Annotated in this window: 17 protein-coding genes; 10 read left to right on the plus strand and 7 right to left on the minus strand. The window is 33.1% G+C overall.

Annotated features, from left to right (window positions below; all coding sequences use genetic code 11):
* Positions 1–454 precede the first annotated feature (454 nt).
* Positions 455–784, minus strand: a complete 330-nt coding sequence (locus T323_RS0114835) for a hypothetical protein (RefSeq protein ID WP_026673980.1) — start codon at positions 782–784, stop codon at positions 455–457.
* Positions 785–1062: 278 nt separating this feature from the next.
* Positions 1063–1245, minus strand: coding sequence for an aspartyl-phosphate phosphatase Spo0E family protein (locus tag T323_RS26845; RefSeq protein ID WP_035178864.1), 183 nt, complete (start codon positions 1243–1245; stop codon positions 1063–1065).
* A 222-nt stretch (positions 1246–1467) separates the two neighbouring features.
* Here T323_RS26845 and T323_RS0114845 point away from each other — a divergent pair, with 222 nt between their 5' ends.
* The 4 genes from T323_RS0114845 to T323_RS0114860 are packed head-to-tail and all read left to right on the plus strand — an operon-like array spanning position 1468 to position 3471.
* Entirely contained in the window at positions 1468–2310 is an 843-nt protein-coding gene (locus T323_RS0114845; RefSeq protein ID WP_026673981.1) for a hypothetical protein, read from the plus strand.
* A 21-nt stretch (positions 2311–2331) separates the two neighbouring features.
* Positions 2332–2733: a four helix bundle protein gene (locus T323_RS28075; protein ID WP_026673982.1), complete on the plus strand. Its 402-nt coding sequence runs from the start codon at positions 2332–2334 to the stop codon at positions 2731–2733.
* Positions 2727–3119: a four helix bundle protein gene (locus tag T323_RS0114855; protein WP_026673983.1), complete on the plus strand. Its 393-nt coding sequence runs from the start codon at positions 2727–2729 to the stop codon at positions 3117–3119. The genes T323_RS28075 and T323_RS0114855 overlap by 7 nt, the downstream gene beginning before the upstream one ends.
* Positions 3106–3471, plus strand: coding sequence for a hypothetical protein (locus T323_RS0114860; protein WP_026673984.1), 366 nt, complete (start codon positions 3106–3108; stop codon positions 3469–3471). Before T323_RS0114855 ends, T323_RS0114860 begins: the two co-directional genes overlap by 14 nt.
* Positions 3472–3524: 53 nt before the next feature.
* On the opposite strand, the gene T323_RS0114865 is transcribed toward T323_RS0114860, so the two are convergent.
* Positions 3525–3950 (minus strand): hypothetical protein, encoded by a 426-nt coding sequence (locus T323_RS0114865; RefSeq protein WP_026673985.1) that lies wholly within the window; start codon positions 3948–3950, stop codon positions 3525–3527.
* A 231-nt stretch (positions 3951–4181) separates the two neighbouring features.
* Between T323_RS0114865 and T323_RS0114870 the strand changes: the two genes are divergently transcribed.
* Positions 4182–5222, plus strand: coding sequence for a PD-(D/E)XK nuclease family protein (locus T323_RS0114870; RefSeq protein ID WP_026673986.1), 1041 nt, complete (start codon positions 4182–4184; stop codon positions 5220–5222).
* A gap of 233 nt (positions 5223–5455) precedes the next feature.
* Here the strand turns inward: T323_RS0114870 and T323_RS29780 are convergent, their stop codons facing one another.
* The 3 genes from T323_RS29780 to T323_RS0114885 form a co-directional block, all read right to left on the minus strand.
* Complete coding sequence (locus tag T323_RS29780) at positions 5456–5902, minus strand: CBO0543 family protein (RefSeq protein WP_373279338.1); 447 nt, start codon at positions 5900–5902, stop codon at positions 5456–5458.
* 130 nt (positions 5903–6032) lie between these two features.
* Positions 6033–6263: a hypothetical protein gene (locus T323_RS0114880; protein ID WP_026673988.1), complete on the minus strand. Its 231-nt coding sequence runs from the start codon at positions 6261–6263 to the stop codon at positions 6033–6035.
* A 162-nt stretch (positions 6264–6425) separates the two neighbouring features.
* Positions 6426–7424, minus strand: a complete 999-nt coding sequence (locus T323_RS0114885) for a DUF3231 family protein (protein WP_026673989.1) — start codon at positions 7422–7424, stop codon at positions 6426–6428.
* A 350-nt stretch (positions 7425–7774) separates the two neighbouring features.
* Between T323_RS0114885 and T323_RS0114890 the strand changes: the two genes are divergently transcribed.
* From T323_RS0114890 to T323_RS0114910, 5 genes are all read left to right on the plus strand, one after another.
* Positions 7775–8341 carry a recombinase family protein gene (locus T323_RS0114890; RefSeq protein WP_026673990.1) on the plus strand — a complete coding sequence of 189 codons (567 nt, stop codon included), beginning with the start codon at positions 7775–7777 and terminating at the stop codon, positions 8339–8341.
* Positions 8342–8482: 141 nt separating this feature from the next.
* Positions 8483–9349, plus strand: a complete 867-nt coding sequence (locus tag T323_RS26855) for a heteromeric transposase endonuclease subunit TnsA (protein WP_051556553.1) — start codon at positions 8483–8485, stop codon at positions 9347–9349.
* Positions 9315–11408, plus strand: coding sequence for a TnsB C-terminal domain-containing protein (locus T323_RS26860; protein ID WP_051556554.1), 2094 nt, complete (start codon positions 9315–9317; stop codon positions 11406–11408). Before T323_RS26855 ends, T323_RS26860 begins: the two co-directional genes overlap by 35 nt.
* A complete protein-coding gene (locus tag T323_RS0114905; RefSeq protein ID WP_026673991.1) occupies positions 11401–12984 on the plus strand; it encodes an AAA family ATPase in 1584 nt (527 codons plus the stop codon). Before T323_RS26860 ends, T323_RS0114905 begins: the two co-directional genes overlap by 8 nt.
* Complete coding sequence (locus tag T323_RS0114910; RefSeq protein WP_026673992.1) at positions 12985–14841, plus strand: TnsD family Tn7-like transposition protein; 1857 nt, start codon at positions 12985–12987, stop codon at positions 14839–14841.
* A 412-nt stretch (positions 14842–15253) separates the two neighbouring features.
* Here the strand turns inward: T323_RS0114910 and T323_RS0114915 are convergent, their stop codons facing one another.
* Entirely contained in the window at positions 15254–15859 is a 606-nt protein-coding gene (locus tag T323_RS0114915; protein ID WP_026673993.1) for a hypothetical protein, read from the minus strand.
* Positions 15860–16517 lie beyond the last annotated feature (658 nt).

Genomic DNA, 16517 nt, shown 5'->3' on the forward strand with positions numbered 1-16517 from the left:
TTGTATATGTATTATCTGATGCGGAGAAAACTCAATTAGGTAATTGCAACTATTGTTAAGAAGTATTCATCTGTTTTTTCCATTATTTCGTATGGTATATACATTACCCGTATGTTCGTTTTCTCCTTTATATATATATAAGAATCATACGACTAAAATTAAAGGTTTTATGCATCAGATAAAAAATCAGATATTTATCAAATAGAACAGATGGGGCATTACGAATAATCGAAAATAACGAGCCGTATGTTAGAAGCAGAAGGTAGTAACATTAAGTTATACGGCTAATATTGATATAATGTTAAACCGTGTGTTATCTGCGGCCGCAGTTTTGCAGAAGTAGGCGTAGTAGACATAATGCGTATTGGAGCCAAAAAAGGTAAGGACATTTGAAGTCAAAATCTCAAGTCCCTACCTTTTATTTGGAATTACTATAAGAAATGATTCTCTTATATTAAGAATAGATCTCTTTTGCTTTCTCTTTTCCGATATCAATAACATGCTTAACCGCTTTTTTTATCCAAGGTTTACTGAGGTCGTCATGACCAGCTTTCGAATGAAAGTCTTCAATTAGCTCTTTGCTAATTACGCATAGGATTTTCACGCTTGTGCCATCCTCACGCCTAATATCATCAATTTGCTGTTCTACAGGATACGATAGATAACGATAAACATTACGATCATCAATTAAGATGTGAATCTTGGAAAGATCCCTCTTTAAAACAGACTGCACAACAGCCTCAATAAATTTCTTTTCACCATTTTGGATAAATTTTTTTCTCATAGTTACCTCCGTAATAATTTAATTTTAAAAAAGAATTGCTAATGTATAGGGATTTCATGTAGAACAATAAAACATACGTGTATTTATAATGGAATTGAGTAAATGGAAGATTATAGATGGGATAAAATTTAATTATTAAAACGTAGAAAAATTTAGGTGATATTGCTTAATAAGAGTGGCAGAACGCATTACCTATAGCAGTTAATGGGTTTTGCGTTCTACTTATGTATAAGGAAAGTTTACAATATGGCAAGGTAAGTATGCAGGAAAAAGGAGTTTTAATTTACAACGGGAACTTTAGTAAATGACTTTTTGCTGTAATTGTTTAATAGGGTGTCAAGGTGTTGACTAAGTTTAATGGTAGACGGATGAAGTAACCCTTTCCTCATGCCTGTTTCAATCATTTGTGCTCGTATAAATTCTATTTTTTCTGCTGATGAGATATCTACTTCTATATTCATAGCAATGCTCCTTCGTTTAAAAAGATAGAGTATACCATTTATACAAATACTATATCAAATAATTGTAAAATATTGTAGATAATTTAACATTTTTTTAATTTATTGTTGTATATTTGTTCGGTGGTATTAAGGTGTCGAACATGGTAGAACCGATTTTGTATTTGCAGAAAGTTGACTTTGTTGTTTAATAGTCTTGTAACAAAAGAAAGGAGAGTGTTATCAGTGAATGCATTAGCAACTGAAGAAAAAAATGAGAAAGTTTTTACAGAACTAACCCCTTATTTGAAAGGCATATTTTTGGATGAAATATACCCAAAAAATCTTATTCGAACCAATCTGAACAACGTAAATGAATTGTTGTCTGGGGGATTAAATACAGGAGTATATTCGTTAGTAGGAAAGTTTCATGAAGCTTTATTTGGACTATCGACACACTTGATTGAAGATTTTGCTTCACAAAAGATGGCAGTAATTTATATCACTGAAAATGTAAAAAGAAAGCAATTCATTCAACAGTTAATGGTTAGACATTATTACAAACAAATGAGAGATCAAGCCCCATCACTATCTTCTATTATCCATGAAATCAATACCACCCCCTTTACAAAAGAGAGTCTGCTCAAATCGATGCGATCCATTACAAATTATATTTCTGTTGTCGAGCGTACCATTGAATTCGAGGAATTGAAGCAAAAACTCACTATACAAAAAAGGAAGAATAGCAAGTTGATAGTTTTCGTAGACGGTTATTATCAGTATAGAGATGACGTAGACAGTGCATTATTAAGCAGTCTTTCGATAGATTTGTCTATTCCTATCTTTGTTTCAAAACACCTTTGTTTGGAAGATTATCAGCAACTACAATCTGGTTTTCCACCATCTTATTTGCTCTCCCAAAATGATTACCTCTTATTTTTAGAAGAAGTAAATCCTCAAACTAATGCAAAAACTTCTCCAGAATTTTCACTTTTCAATATAGCTATTTATAGTGAACTACTTCCCTACCAGACAAAACAAACCCATCTAACTTATCACAATGACTATTTTTATTTCCAAGACGCTTAGAAAGAGAGAGGAGATTAGAAAATGGCACAAAGAAAACCACGAGTATTAAATTTTAGAGATCTTACTGTTTACCAAAAAGCAATATGTTATCAGAAGGAAATATATGAAGCTATCAAAGCTTTCCCTCATTTTGAAGACGATGTATTGATCACTGCCCTACGTAAGAATGTTGTTTCAATTACTTTGAATATCGCAGAGGGTAATGCAAACTTTTATTACAACAAAGAACATGATCGTTACAATACTGCCGTTGAGAAATTGTCATCAACAAGGGCTATCCTTGATTTAGCTCTCTCATTGAACTATATCTCGGCACAACAGTATAAGGAGCTTGATAATTTGGCTGAAGAGGTGTTAAGAATGTTGATTAAGTTAATGGATAAAATTCATATTAAAAATAAAAGAAGTGAATCTGCATGTTAAAAGAGCTGAGTGCATTAAAAATGACAACTTTAAATATTGTAGAGTTTGCACAGCATTTTAAAGTTGAAATGGAAAAAATTGTAGCAAAACTTCCTCAGTATGAAAAGTATAATTTAATTGATCAAGCTATTAGAGCAAGTGAGTCTATTTATAGTAATAAGAAAGACTATGAAAAGTTGACGACTTTGCAAGCCTTTGATCATTTGAATATTTCGCTGGGAAGTTGTGCAGAGTGCATGGCTATTATCGACTCATGCTATTCGTTAAGTTATATTACAATAGAAGAGTTCGATACACTTAATGGTATAGCAGAAAGTATCTACAAGGAATTAGTCCATGTGCTAAATAGGATGAAAAGGGAGGAGACGGATTATGCATGTTGCTAACTTTCGCAAGAGTTCGTTATACCAGAATTCCTTAGAATTATTTCATGAGGTGTATCTAACAACAGAAGAGAATGGTGATAAATTAACAGAAATTGAAATAAAACAATTACGTGAAAGAGTAATTAAAAATACGACAAAGATAACAACAGGTATCATACAGCAAAATATAAAGATGAAGTTTCGTTATTTTAACCATGCAAAAAAAGAAATAGAGAAACTAATGGAAGAAGCTTTTACACTGTATCAACAGGGAAAAATTTCTGATTCGGATGGGCAAATTATTGAGTATTATTCAATACAGATTTTGAAGTTACTAAATTATTATTTTGGAAAAAATAAAAGAGATGGCTAATCATATAAAATGTGCTCGAACTTGCATGAGGCAAGTCAAGCACATTACATATTTTACAGTATATTGCTGTCTACAATTTTTTGAAGTAGCTCTTTGAATTTAGTGCTCTGAAAGTCATAGTTTGCCAATTTATCCGAATACAAAATAATTCGCAACGTATCATACTTGTCTCCGTCAATCGTTGGGTTAATGTGGGATTGATTTTTACTTTGAGCCAATTCTCTTTTTAATGGAAGTAAAGTAAGGTCTTTTAGTTCTTCTTCATTAAATAAACCAACAGGGTAATCTAAATCAATTCTCAGCCTGTCCGTACCCAAATGAATTTTTCCCCATTTATCAGACCGTTCTTTCCATGTGAGCCCCGATGTGCTAACAACATTATAGATTTGTTTTTCCTGATGACTAATATTTACCCTGCAACTACGGTACGATTCAATAACATTGCTAATTTCTTTTCTTTTTTCTTGAATACGGTCCATGACAGTCCCCTTTCAAATTGATAAGGTAGTTTAATACCAAAAGCTAAACAGGTTAGGAAAATAACTGTATCGCTTTTGTCTTAATAATAGGTTTAATTCAGTTAAGAAGTAAACATGATTGGTTAAGGCTTGTTTTTTAATAATTTGCCGTAAACCCAAAAGATAAAATCAAGCTTTTGGGTTAAGAGAAATGGATTTTTCCATATATGTGTTGAGAGGAGTTGTATTAGAATGCATGAATATGAACAACTATTAACGGAGTTTAGCAAAATTAAAGATTTGAATAAACAGGAGAAGGAAACGTATTTTGATATTTGTGGATATCCGCACTATGAAAATGTCGTTTCTAATGTATTGGCTTTTTTCTTTGATCCAGCTAAGCCACATGAATTAAGGAACATTTGCATTGAAGCACTACTCAATATAAGTAACCCTGAGATTGAAAGTATTGATGAGGTTTGGGAAGTTGATAGAGAAGTACGAACGGATAAAGGTACATTTATTGATATTCTGTTAAAAAATGAAGAGTACGTGATACTGATTGAAAACAAAATGTATGCCGATTTGTACAACGATTTAGAGGGCTACTTAAGTTATGTTAAAAAGCAATTTCAAGAACAGCAAATCGTACCGATAGTCCTTTGTCTACATACGCCAGCATTTAATAATATTAGTGGATTTCATGTAATCACATATGAAGAATATTTTGCTAAACTTAGATTTTATTTAGCGAATAAAATTGAAACAGCCGACTTTCGATATATGCAGATCTTAACTGACCTAATCGTAAATATGAAAAAGTTGAAAGAGGGAACGAAGATGGATGATAAGTTTATAGAGTTTGTTTCTAAACATGATGAAGAGCTAATTGAACTTGTGAAAAAGATTAAAAGTTATCGTGATACTCTACGTAAAAAAGTAAAAGAAGTTAATAGACTATTACCTGATGAGGTTAATGGAGTGAAATTAAAGAAATGGGAGTGTCGAGATTTAAACCAATTGTTCGATATTGCTGTCATTGATATTGTTTTACCTGAAAAAGATGTAAAGGTCGCAATTGATTCGGTTCTTGATCATAAGGGGTGGCGTTTTGAAATTTTTACAAGAGGCAATCCATCTGATTTTGATGTAATTGAGTATTGTATTCTTAAGGGTATTCCTGGTGAAGCAAAAAGTGGAAGACTTCATCCAACTGAAAAGTTCGAATTTAATAGCAAGCCCGAACAAATTAAGGAATACGTTGAAAGCTTGCTGGAGCTGTTAACAAAATAGTTTTACACAAAATAGAACGAAGGAAATGTAAAAAAGTTATAAGGTTAGGAAAATAACTGTATCAGTATTTAAAAAACATGTAATATACGAAGTTTTTATCGAGTTAGGAAAATAACAGAATCAAACTGACAATGGGATAGGAAATTGGAAATGAAAGGGGAAGCAGAAAGAGTTTTTTATCATTCCGCTTCCCTTTGGGTTGTTGAACTAACGCTTACCGTTAGTGAAGAAAACTACTTATCAGAGTGTGTCCACAAATAATATCTATACACCAAATAATAAGGTATCAAATACGAGATATAGGTCTTTAAAATATTCCAACCGTTTTTATACGTTACTTTTTTCAGAAGCACCATTCCATATTCCGCAATCGTAGTAAAAAGAGTAAATATAAAAACAAGCAAAAGCCCTTGCTTTGTTTTGTTAATCCGATTAACCATAACTACGCTTAATATTGGATATAGTCCTAAGTTATAAGGCATTGTTGTAAGGTATTGTTTCCTTTTTATTTTAGGTTTGACTATCCAAAATTTATAATAATCACCCCATATACACACAAGAGTTGATATAACGCACACAAAGGGGACAATCCTTAGTAATTTTTTCTGCTTTTTAAATAAAATAATTCCAAAAAACCAAGGCATTACAAACCCCATCAAAATATTAAACCGCATTTTCATCACCCATTAGGTATCTTTTGTAGGTGATTCAAAAATATACTTTTGTTGTATAAACCTGCTCGTTAGCACGATAAGCGGTAGCCTAAGTCCAACTATCGAGCGTTAATTTAAGTACATTTGAAACCAACAGTTATCCAAAGTGATTATGAAAGGACCAAACAATAAGAATGATACTTACTATTCCCCAAGCTGTGGCACTCACTATCCACCCAATTACTGATTTAGCTTTTGTTGAACTTTCCTCGTTTGCTATATTTGCTTTTATAAAAGCCACCTTACTTTCCATACTTTTTTTCAAAGAGACGAGAACAACAAATCCAATTATGATGAAACCAATAGTTATCAAAAGTAATAAGTCCACTTTCCATACCTCCTATGAACATTTCCTTCCTTACAATCTTCCACTATCCTGCTCCGTTTGTGGAACAAGAGCAGTGACAGCCTCTTGTGCTATTGCTCCCGTAAGTTACACAAAAAAAGAGTTGAACGTCATTCAAGTTCAACCCCCCATTACTATCTATTATTAAGGAATTATTCTGTCTTGTTGCGGTGGCTGTTCAAGCCAATGATTTTTTATCATTATAGTTTCAGCTTTTTTAGCGATTTTCGTAGTATCGTTTATTAAGTCCATATAATGTCTCTTCAAATCATTTCTTGAACTTGTAGCTAACGAAGTCGCATAATCAGAAAGTCCCGCACTTGATAGAACTGTCATTTCGTACATCATCATTCTATCTGAAAATGGTGGTTGTGATGAACTAAGTACTTGTGTTTCAGATGCCATTGGTGCTGGTAATTGACTCCCCGTTAAGAATTGTGTTAGAGAATTGACGATTTTTTCAGATAACTGACCTGCATTTTCCATGAATTCTCTAACTTCTTTTATGTCTGCTGTTTGTGCAAATGCTTTTGTTAATGTACTACCAATTACATTTGCTTCAATGTTAGCGAATACATGAGATATTTCTATAGTATTTAAAAATCGTTGGTCACTAAACAAATCAATGCCATTTAGATAATCCTTATCTTCAATGAAATCAGATTTTTTGGGTGGTTCAATAAATGGCGGTCTTGTATAAATTCCCTTTTCTAATAAAGTGTCACTAATTTCATTAAATAAATTAGTTGCCTTAGATAAACCACCTTTAAAAAGCTCTCTAACATCTTTTCGAGTAGACATTGTAAACATTAAACCATTAGAAGCTACCATCATTCTTAATAAGTTTTTTACATACATCAACGAAAAAGAATCTGAAAAAAGTCGAGGTGCATTTACATCTACATCTTGGGTACCAAAGGCTGTTGGGATTGGCACTTGTTCATCCTGTAATAACTGTTTACAAGCGTTTTTCATACTTTCTATGTCCTGATATGTACTTTTGAGTGTTTCTTTTACATCATCATCTTCTACTTTCGCCAAAAAATATTCTAAGGTACAAATGCTATGGGTTTGATTGATGTAGGCAGACCACAGTGAAGCCATTTCAGATGAAGTAATTTTTACATCTTCGTGGGTACTCATAAGACAAAACTCCAATCTTATATGCTTGTTTTGTCTTAACTTTCCCTATTTATGTATAGATATACTTTTCTTAAACTCTTCTGCTTCGTTAGTTGAAGATCGGTTGTCATTTTAATTCTAACATAATATACCATTTTAGTTTGTTGAAAAATATAAGTGATGATATTTGCTACCATATTAAAAACGATCTGTGGCTCAAAAACTGTACGAATTGAAACACTCAATTTGATCTGATTTTTATGTAAATAAAGTTCCATTTTCTATTGATACATGTAATTGAATTATATATTGACTTTTTGCTACAAATGAAGATAATATATGCTATAAATATCCAAATGGGAGGGATGGGTATGAAGATCGGGTATTCTCGATGTTCGTCAGAATCTCAGAATTTGGATAGACAATTAGTTGCTTTAAAAGAAATTGGTGTTGAAAAAATCTTTGCAGAAAAAGTCAGCGGGAAGAACATGGAAAGACCTCAACTAAAAGAAATGCTTAGTTTCGTTCGTGAAGGTGATGTCGTATATATCGAGTCAATTTCACGATTAGCGAGAAATACCTTAGATTTTTTAACCATTGTGAAGGATCTTAATGAGAAGAAAGTAGAAATTGTCAGCCTGAAAGAAAGTTTAGATACTGCAACACCAGCAGGGAAGTTCATGCTTACAGTCTTCGGAGCCTTATATGAGCTTGAACGTGAAAATATAAGAATGCGACAAGCAGAGGGCATTCAAATTGCTAAAGAAAAAGGGGTTGCTTTTGGGCGGCCTAAGTATCAGGTTGATGAACAATTTCTCAAACGATATAGACAATGGAAAAGAGGTCAAATAACTGTAACAGCAATAGCAAAAGAACTAAGTATTTCAAGAGCAACATTTTACCGCAAAGTGAAAGAAGTAGAAAAGTCTAAAAGCTAATGAGTCATTCTTTAATAGTCTGTCACGATTAAAAAAAATCGTAGAAATTGACTATAGAGAATGGCTTTTTTATTTTTGCCAATTTACAAGCAACCAAAATTGTCTATCTGTACTAAAAAATAATAGAGGGAAGTGGTTTATTTGCCAATTTCAAAACATAATCAAACCTATGAAAGTCTCAAAAGGCTAATAAAAGAAGGCTATGGTCAAGGTGAGGGGGTGAACTATAAACCTTTTATTGATGTGTTTAGAGTTTCAACAAAAGGTAGAGCAACACGAGTGAAAGGCTGGAAGAGTCAGCGTGTTCATCACTTTTTGTCAGACTCAGAAACCCGTTATTTTTACTTATTGGAATTTGATGATGAGGTCATAGATATAAGAGAGCACTATCCTCTCATTCAAGATATGGATAAAGTTATGCCTAATCTCGATGAACAATTAAAGAAGCGGTTATTCAACCAAAGAACAGGAGAGCCTCTCATATTAACAACTACATTTCTTGTAACTAAAAAAGATCATACAGATTCAGTTTCTCATTTTGCAAGGTCTATTAAGGATTATCGGCAGTTAGAAAATGCTCAGGTTATTGAACGTTTTGAAATTCAGAGGCGGTATTGGTCAGAAAAAGGAATTGATTATGGGATCGTCACGAATAAAGAAATACCAAAAGTGTTTGCTAAAAATATTGAGTACATACATTCATCTTATTCGCTACATGAATATGGTATTGATATTGAACAGCAACAACTGTACTCGGATGTTTTACTTCATTTACTAATTCAAGCAGGAAAAACACAAGTTAATGAAATTTTGACTCATTTTGATCGGGAAGTAAATGTCGAAAAAGGCACAGGTCTATTGTTGTTTAAACATTTAATAGCAACTAAAAGGTTAATGGTTGATATGACAAATGCAATATCACTAACAATGCCTTCTAATCAAGTCTTGATTGTTGGACAAGGGGGTGATGAGATTGGTCATCTCGATAAACATGTTAATTCAATATAAATATGACTCTAACCGTATAGAAAGAGTGATTTGGATTAACGAACAATATCAATCCTGTTTTCTTGTAAACATTTTTGATAACTCATTACCTTTTGAAAGGGAAATTGTTGAGATTAAAAGTTTGTTTAAAAATAAAGAAATTATGCTTGTTGAAAAAGATCCGTTTGCAGTTATGCACAGTGATTCGGGAGTAAGTGAAAAAGCGTTGAAGTTGCAAGAACAATCATGGAAAGTTATTAACAATTTGTTAGTAAATGGTGTGGGCAATCTGTTGATAAGCAAAGAGAGAAATAAACTTATCAACAAAGTTGCAAAAGATATGAAAATATCAAAGAAAAGTGTTTTGAAATATTTAAAACGATATTGGAAAAGAGGAATGAATAAGAATGCATTACTGCCTGATTTTGCAAACTGCGGTGGGAAAGGAAAAGACAAAACAAGTGGAAATGCAAAAAGAGGAAGACCAGGAGTTGCAAATGAAGGCATCAATGTTGATGAGGAAACAAAAAAAATCATTAGATTAGCAAAGAGAAAGTTTTATGAAAAGAAAACTAATGTTAGCTTACGTTTTGCATACGAACAGATGCTAAAAGAGTTTTATTATAACGAATTAGATGAAAGTCCTTATTCAATCCCAACCTACAAGCAATTTGTCTATTGGATAAAAAAAGAGCAAAATGATGGATTAGCAGTGATAAGAAGGAAGGGGAAACGTCATTTTGACTTGAATTATCGCCCTTTATTAAGCAGTGCTACTTCAGAAGTTCGTTCTCCATTAGAACGTGTACAAATAGATTCGACTGTGGCAGATGTCTATTTAGTTAGTGAGTTTAATCGGAATTGGATCATAGGAAGACCTATCTTATATTTTTGTAAAGATGTGTGGTCAAGAATGATTGCAGGAATACATGTGGCTTTAGAAGGTCCGAATTTTGAACAAGCCAGAATAGCTTTAATGAACATGGTGGAAAACAAGAAAGATTTCTGTAAACGGTACGACATTTCAATAGAAGAGGAAGAGTGGCCGACTGCTCATATGCCTTCATGTCTTGTAGCAGACCGAGCTGAGCTATTATCAAATGCTTCTAATGTATTAACGGAAGAACTGAATATTACAATAGAAAATTCTGCTCCGTTTCGAGGGGATTTCAAAGCAATTGTCGAGCAACATTTTCGTTTAATTAACATTCAAGTCAAGCCGTTGTTACCAGGATCAGTTGGTACAGATTTTCGGAAAAGAGGCGTGAAGGATTATCGATTAGAAGGGAAATTAACACTAAAGGAGTTTACCAAAATCATAATAAAGTGTGTTCTTTATTACAACAATCATCAAGTAATTGACCAATATATTCGTGATGAAGAAATGATACAAGCTGAAATAGAGCCGATACCTATTCGTTTATGGAATTGGGGAATCCAAAATCGTGCGGGTAAGCTCCGAACAATTTCTACAGAACTTATGATGCTTTATTTACTTCCTAAAGAAAGAGCAACAGTAACGGGAAAAGGAATTAAATTTAAAAATATTTATTACAGCTCAAATTTGGCTTTAAAGGAACAATGGTTTGTGAAAGCAAGACTAAACGGAAGTTGGAAAGTAGATGTAACTTATGATCCAAGAAATATGAATTACATTTATTTGCGAGGAATTCACAGAGACTCTTTTGAAAAGTGTTTTCTATTAGATTATCAAGCTCGCTATAAATTTAAAACATTTGAGGATGTGGCTTATCTCCAACAACATGAAAAGGTGGATAAACAAAGTCACAAGCAAGACGAATTAAAAGAAAGAATTCGGCTAATCGAAGATGTTGAAAGCATTGTTAAACAAGCAGAAAAGCTGGCAAAGAATGAAATAGTTGAGATGAGTAAAAGCAGTCGAGTGAAAGGAATAAAGAAAAATCGGCAATTAGAAATAGAGCGAATGTCCAAAGGGGAGATGTTAGTATCTGTTCCCGAAAGTTACAATCATTCAAGTGAACATAGTCAACAGTGTGAGGATCCAGATTTAGTGTTGTTTAAGAAAATGCAAAAGAAAGGATTGCAACAAAATGAATAATGAGCACTTTTATCAAGCTATTTATCAAGAGCAGGTAATTAAAGAATATCAAAATCATCCACTTATTGAAGCATTACCTCAAATATTATCTAAGTCAGAAGTAGTGGAAATGCTAAGTCATTATCCTTATTTTAATGAAAAAGAACGGGAATTAGATGCACAATATCGACTTCATTTGATTCAAAGGCTTTTTAATCTCTTTCAAGTTCTTCCCGTACACGTTGATATGGAGAGCCGAATATCAAAGTTGATAAGGCAAGGGTATATTGGAAGAAATCCAATGAATCCATTATATGCATCTACATTGCTACAAGGTCATGAAGCGATACAGAACAAAAGACAAGGTTGGTTTAATCAAACGATGCCACGTAGTTTTACCATCATTGGTCCATCTGGGGTAGGTAAGAGTACAGCAGTAGGAAAAATTTTAGAACAAATCCCTCAAGTGATTATCCATACAAAATATAAAGATAAGGATTTTAATTTTACGCAATTAGCATGGCTTCGATTGGAGTGCCCCCATGATGGATCAGTAAAAGGATTGGTCAATCAATTTTTCATTGCTGTAGATGGATTACTTGGTACACCTTATTTTAATAAGTTTGGTCGTTCCAATAAGTTGTCGGTTAATACCTTAATTCCCATCATGACACAGGTATGTAGAAGTATAGGTCTTGGGATCTTGGTAATTGATGAAATTCAAAACATCAGTTTGCGGGGAGCAGGAGCCAACTTAATGCTTAACTTCTTTGTGACGTTAAGTAATGTGATTGGCACTCCTTTAATTTTAATTGGCACGCCAAAAGCAATGAATGTACTACAACGAGAATTTCGACAGGCTCGTAGGGGAAGCGGCCAAGGTGATATGGTATATGAACGTTTAAAAAATGATCAGTATTGGCAACTATTTTTAGAGGCAATTTGGCAATACCAATGGGTACAAAAACCTGCAGAATTAACAAAAGAAATGATTGATGTAATGTATGAGGAGAGCCAAGGAATTATTGATATAGCAATAAAATTGTTCGCATTGACACAGACAAGAGCAATTTCAACAGGTAAGGAAACATTAACAGCCTCGTTAATCACAAAAGTAACAAGCGAAAACTTAAAGTTAGTAAAACCTATGCTAAATGCTATGAAGACAGGGGATTCAAAATTGATTGCACAATATGAAGATATTCATATTCCATTTGATGAAGTCATGAATAACGAACGAATAATCTTAGAGAGAAATACAATTGTAAAAACTTCAACTAAAATAAACAATGAAAAACAACAATTCAAAGAAGAAGCTATTTTTAGGTTGAACTTGTTAGGCTTATCAAAAGAAAAAGCAAAAAGAGCAGTAAATCAAGTATTAGGTAATGAAGAACCTACAAATCTACAGGAGCTTGTGAAGAAAGCATATCAAGCTTCGTTAGAATTAGAACTGATAAATAAAGCAGAAATAAAACAAAGAAACATAGATGGGGATTTGAGAACAATAGTCAAAGTAGGCAAAGAACAAGGGATAACAAACTATCAATCTCTGAAAAATGCAGGAATTATAAAAGGAATTAAGGAGGTTGGGTAAATGCTAATATTCTTTCCAACACCTTATCCTGATGAATTGTTATATAGTATTTGTGCCAGATACCATGTAAGAAGTGGAAATATTAGCTACAAGCGAACGTTGGATGACATTTTTGAAAATCGGAGTCTCTCGGCTTCGATTTCTTTGCCATCTGGCATCTCTGCATTAGTAAAAAACCTCTCATCGTATTCAACAGTAACAGAGAAGCAACTAATTCTAAGACATACTCTTTATTTTTTTTATACAGCCTTTCTATCAAAAGAAAAAAGCGATCAAATATACAAATCTATGTGTAGTGAAGATGGGAAAGATATATATGTAAGAGCTGGGATAAATGCAAGTGGGGTTCCGCAAAATGAATTTTTACGTTTTTGTCCTCAATGTTCAAAAGAGGATAGAGAGAAATACGGTGAGCATTATTGGCATCGGAGTCACCAGCTTCCAGGTATACATTGCTGTCTAAGACATTTTTCGCCTTTGTATAATAGTAGCGTTCGAGTCACAGGAGAAAATAAACATCGATTTGAAATACCCACTTCTGAAAACTGCATAATATCAAAACAATCGCATGTGTTTAATGGAGTTAAAAAACAAACCGTATTAGAGTATAAAGAAGCTTTAAGAAAATTAGCTCCGAATATTAAAAAGATTTTAAATAAACCATTCGAAAAGAAAGAGTATCAATGGTTTGATCAAAAGTATCGAAGTGAGTTAGTGGATCTTAATATGGCGTATTATACAGGGAGAGTACAGCAAAAAGTGTGGCGAGATTATTTCCAATCGGTTTTTAGTAAAGACATACTTGTTCTATTCTTTTCTTCATTAAATGGACATAGTGATTGGCTTTCAATGATTGTGCAGAAAAATCGAAAGTCATTCCATCCAATCCGACATTTATTAGCAATGTCAGCTCTTGGTTTATCAGTTGAGCAATTATTTGATGAGGCAATCAATAAACCATTTGGTAATCCTAAATGGCTTTGTTTAAATGCAGTTTGTGAGTATTATCATAAACCGATTATAGAAGAAGTGGAACTCTCCCTTTGTGAGAAAACAAAAGTACCAATTGGAACTTTTACATGTCCTAACTGTCAATTCAGTTATACACGCAGAGGGCCAGATACAAGTGAAGAAGACCGTTTTCGAAAGACAAGAGTGAAGCAATATGGATACCTTTGGGAGCAAAAACTTAGAGAATGGTCAAAATTAGATTTAGGAATAAGGGAATTATCACGAAGAGTTGGTGCAGATCCGAATACAGTAAATCGTTTTTTAGAAAGAGCAGAGGAGGAAGGCATCCCACGAAATCATATCATTTGTAAGAACCATGATCGTAAGGCATGGATTGATTTGCAAAAGCATTATCCTAAAAAATCGATTAAAGAGTTGAGAGAAATTGAGAAAGCCCTATATATGAGATTATATCGGAAGGATAGGGATTGGTTGAAAAATAATAGCCCTAAACCAATAAAGCGAACTTCTGTTGAAAGAGTGGATTGGGGAAAGCGTGATGTAGAGATATTAGCCAAAGTAAAAGCGGTAGTTCATGAATTGCTAAATCCTGAAATAAAACCTAAAAGAATTACGATTGGTAGAGTCGGTCAAATGATCGGGGAAAAGGCATTGTTGGAGAAAAAGTTGGCTCAGTTGCCCCAAGTGAAAAAGTATTTGTATGAAAACATAGAAACAGTTGAGCAGTTTCAAGAACGAAGGATTAAATATGTAATAGAACAAATGCGAATAAATGGGGAAGAGATTGTGGAGTGGAAAGTGATTAGGAAAAGTGGATTAAAAAATTATAATAAAAAAACATGTGAAATAGTTGAACAAATCTTAAACGTGAGATTGAGGCGTTAAAATTTGATTAAATCCAGAAAAAACACTATGGATACTTTTGTTAACGAGGTTTTATGTTCAAGGTTATAATAATTAAAAGTATATTGATGGCGTGTAATACATATTAGAAGGGGGGATTGACTTCAACAGAGTTCATAAAAAAATTGTTTATCGCCTTCTCCAATAAAGATGAAGAGTAGTTTTATAGGTTAGGTGAAGAGTTATTTGCTCTTTAAAATAGAGAAAAGCATAATGTGATGTCGAGGGGACTAAAGGAGCTTTATTTGGTTATAGTGGCAGTTGTAATCAAAAAAATTATTAGTAGAAGACCGAAGTTTAGTCAGAATAGTTCTGAGGGCATTCGGTCTTTTTAAGAATAAGCATATAATTGGAGTGGGAAATACCTGCTGGTGAATATCTATTAACTTTAACTTTAATCGTCCTCATTATCCCATGAATTTGGTGTACCTTCTATTTTCTTGAAGTATGGACTATCTCCTTTATCGTTAATATCCCACTTTAATCTATAAACTTCTTCCTCGTAAGGATCTCGTTCACTATGTATTGAATCATAAAATAAATCCTTTTTTAATTCTTCGAATGAGTCTAACCTTAAATTATCAAGTGAAGCAGACTCGAATCTTGTAGTATCGATCCATTTTAAACCAGTCCAATTTTCAAGTGACTCTGAATAACGAACGCTATCAAAATCTTTACTGTAGACAAATTGGTCATAAAAGTAAATTGGGCTTATCCACTTAATATTCCTATGATTAAATTCAAAGAAAGCCTCAAATAAAGCTTTTTCATCAAAATAACGATAAAAATTCACTTTTAGTAGAAGGTCTAAATTATCAGAGTAACCTTCCTTAAAAATATATTTATCCCATTGATTAAAACCGATATCCTGTTTATTGTGAATACTATCCCTTGTAAATGAGTGCGTTTTTCCGTTAATGGAAATTTCAATGGTTTTCGGAATAGTAACCTTTTTTTTGTAGTGGTTAACAAAATGATTTAAGGACTCGAACGGTTTCATTGTTTAATCAAGCCTCCCAAATTCTACTACTTAACTATACCTATAATTATTTTATATACAAATAAGATTGCTTTGCAATAGAGAAAGAATAATTTCACATTTAATGATACCTAATCCTGGATGGGTTGAAGAGTTTATTTAACTCTCTCTATTGTTTTTCCTTAATCCTTATTTCTCCTATGTCTCCCCCCAATAAACTCGTTCCTAACCAAAAAAAGTCGGTTCAGGACAAATAAACTTGGTTTAAGATCGAAGGAAAACCAGAGCAAATTCTGGCTACCTTCGGTCTTTTTTTATTTAATCATTTTTACTTTTTTACGTTTTTGTCGTTCTAACTTTGTAGTTTTTACATATTTGTCGTTCTAAATGTTGTAAAAAAGATGATTTTTACATTATTGTCGTTCTATTTCTCCCTTTTTATTAGAAGACCATATGGTCTTCCTCCTTCATCCTAAAACTTTATATGTACTTTATGTACCGACTTTTTTAGTCCGAAATAAGCTCATACTCTGTGCAATATTTGAAAAAAGCGGGAAAAATGAGGGAAAGACTTTTTTAGTCGGAGAATATTGGGAATAGACTTAAGGCTAATAGTAGCAAGGGTTTGAGTAGAGTTAAGGGAAAAGGGGAGGAGGAGCGAGTTTTTTAGTCGGATACA

Source organism: Alkalihalobacillus bogoriensis ATCC BAA-922, from assembly GCF_000621445.1.
GTDB classification, from domain to species: Bacteria; Bacillota; Bacilli; order Bacillales; family Bacillaceae_F; genus Bacillus_AO; species Bacillus_AO bogoriense.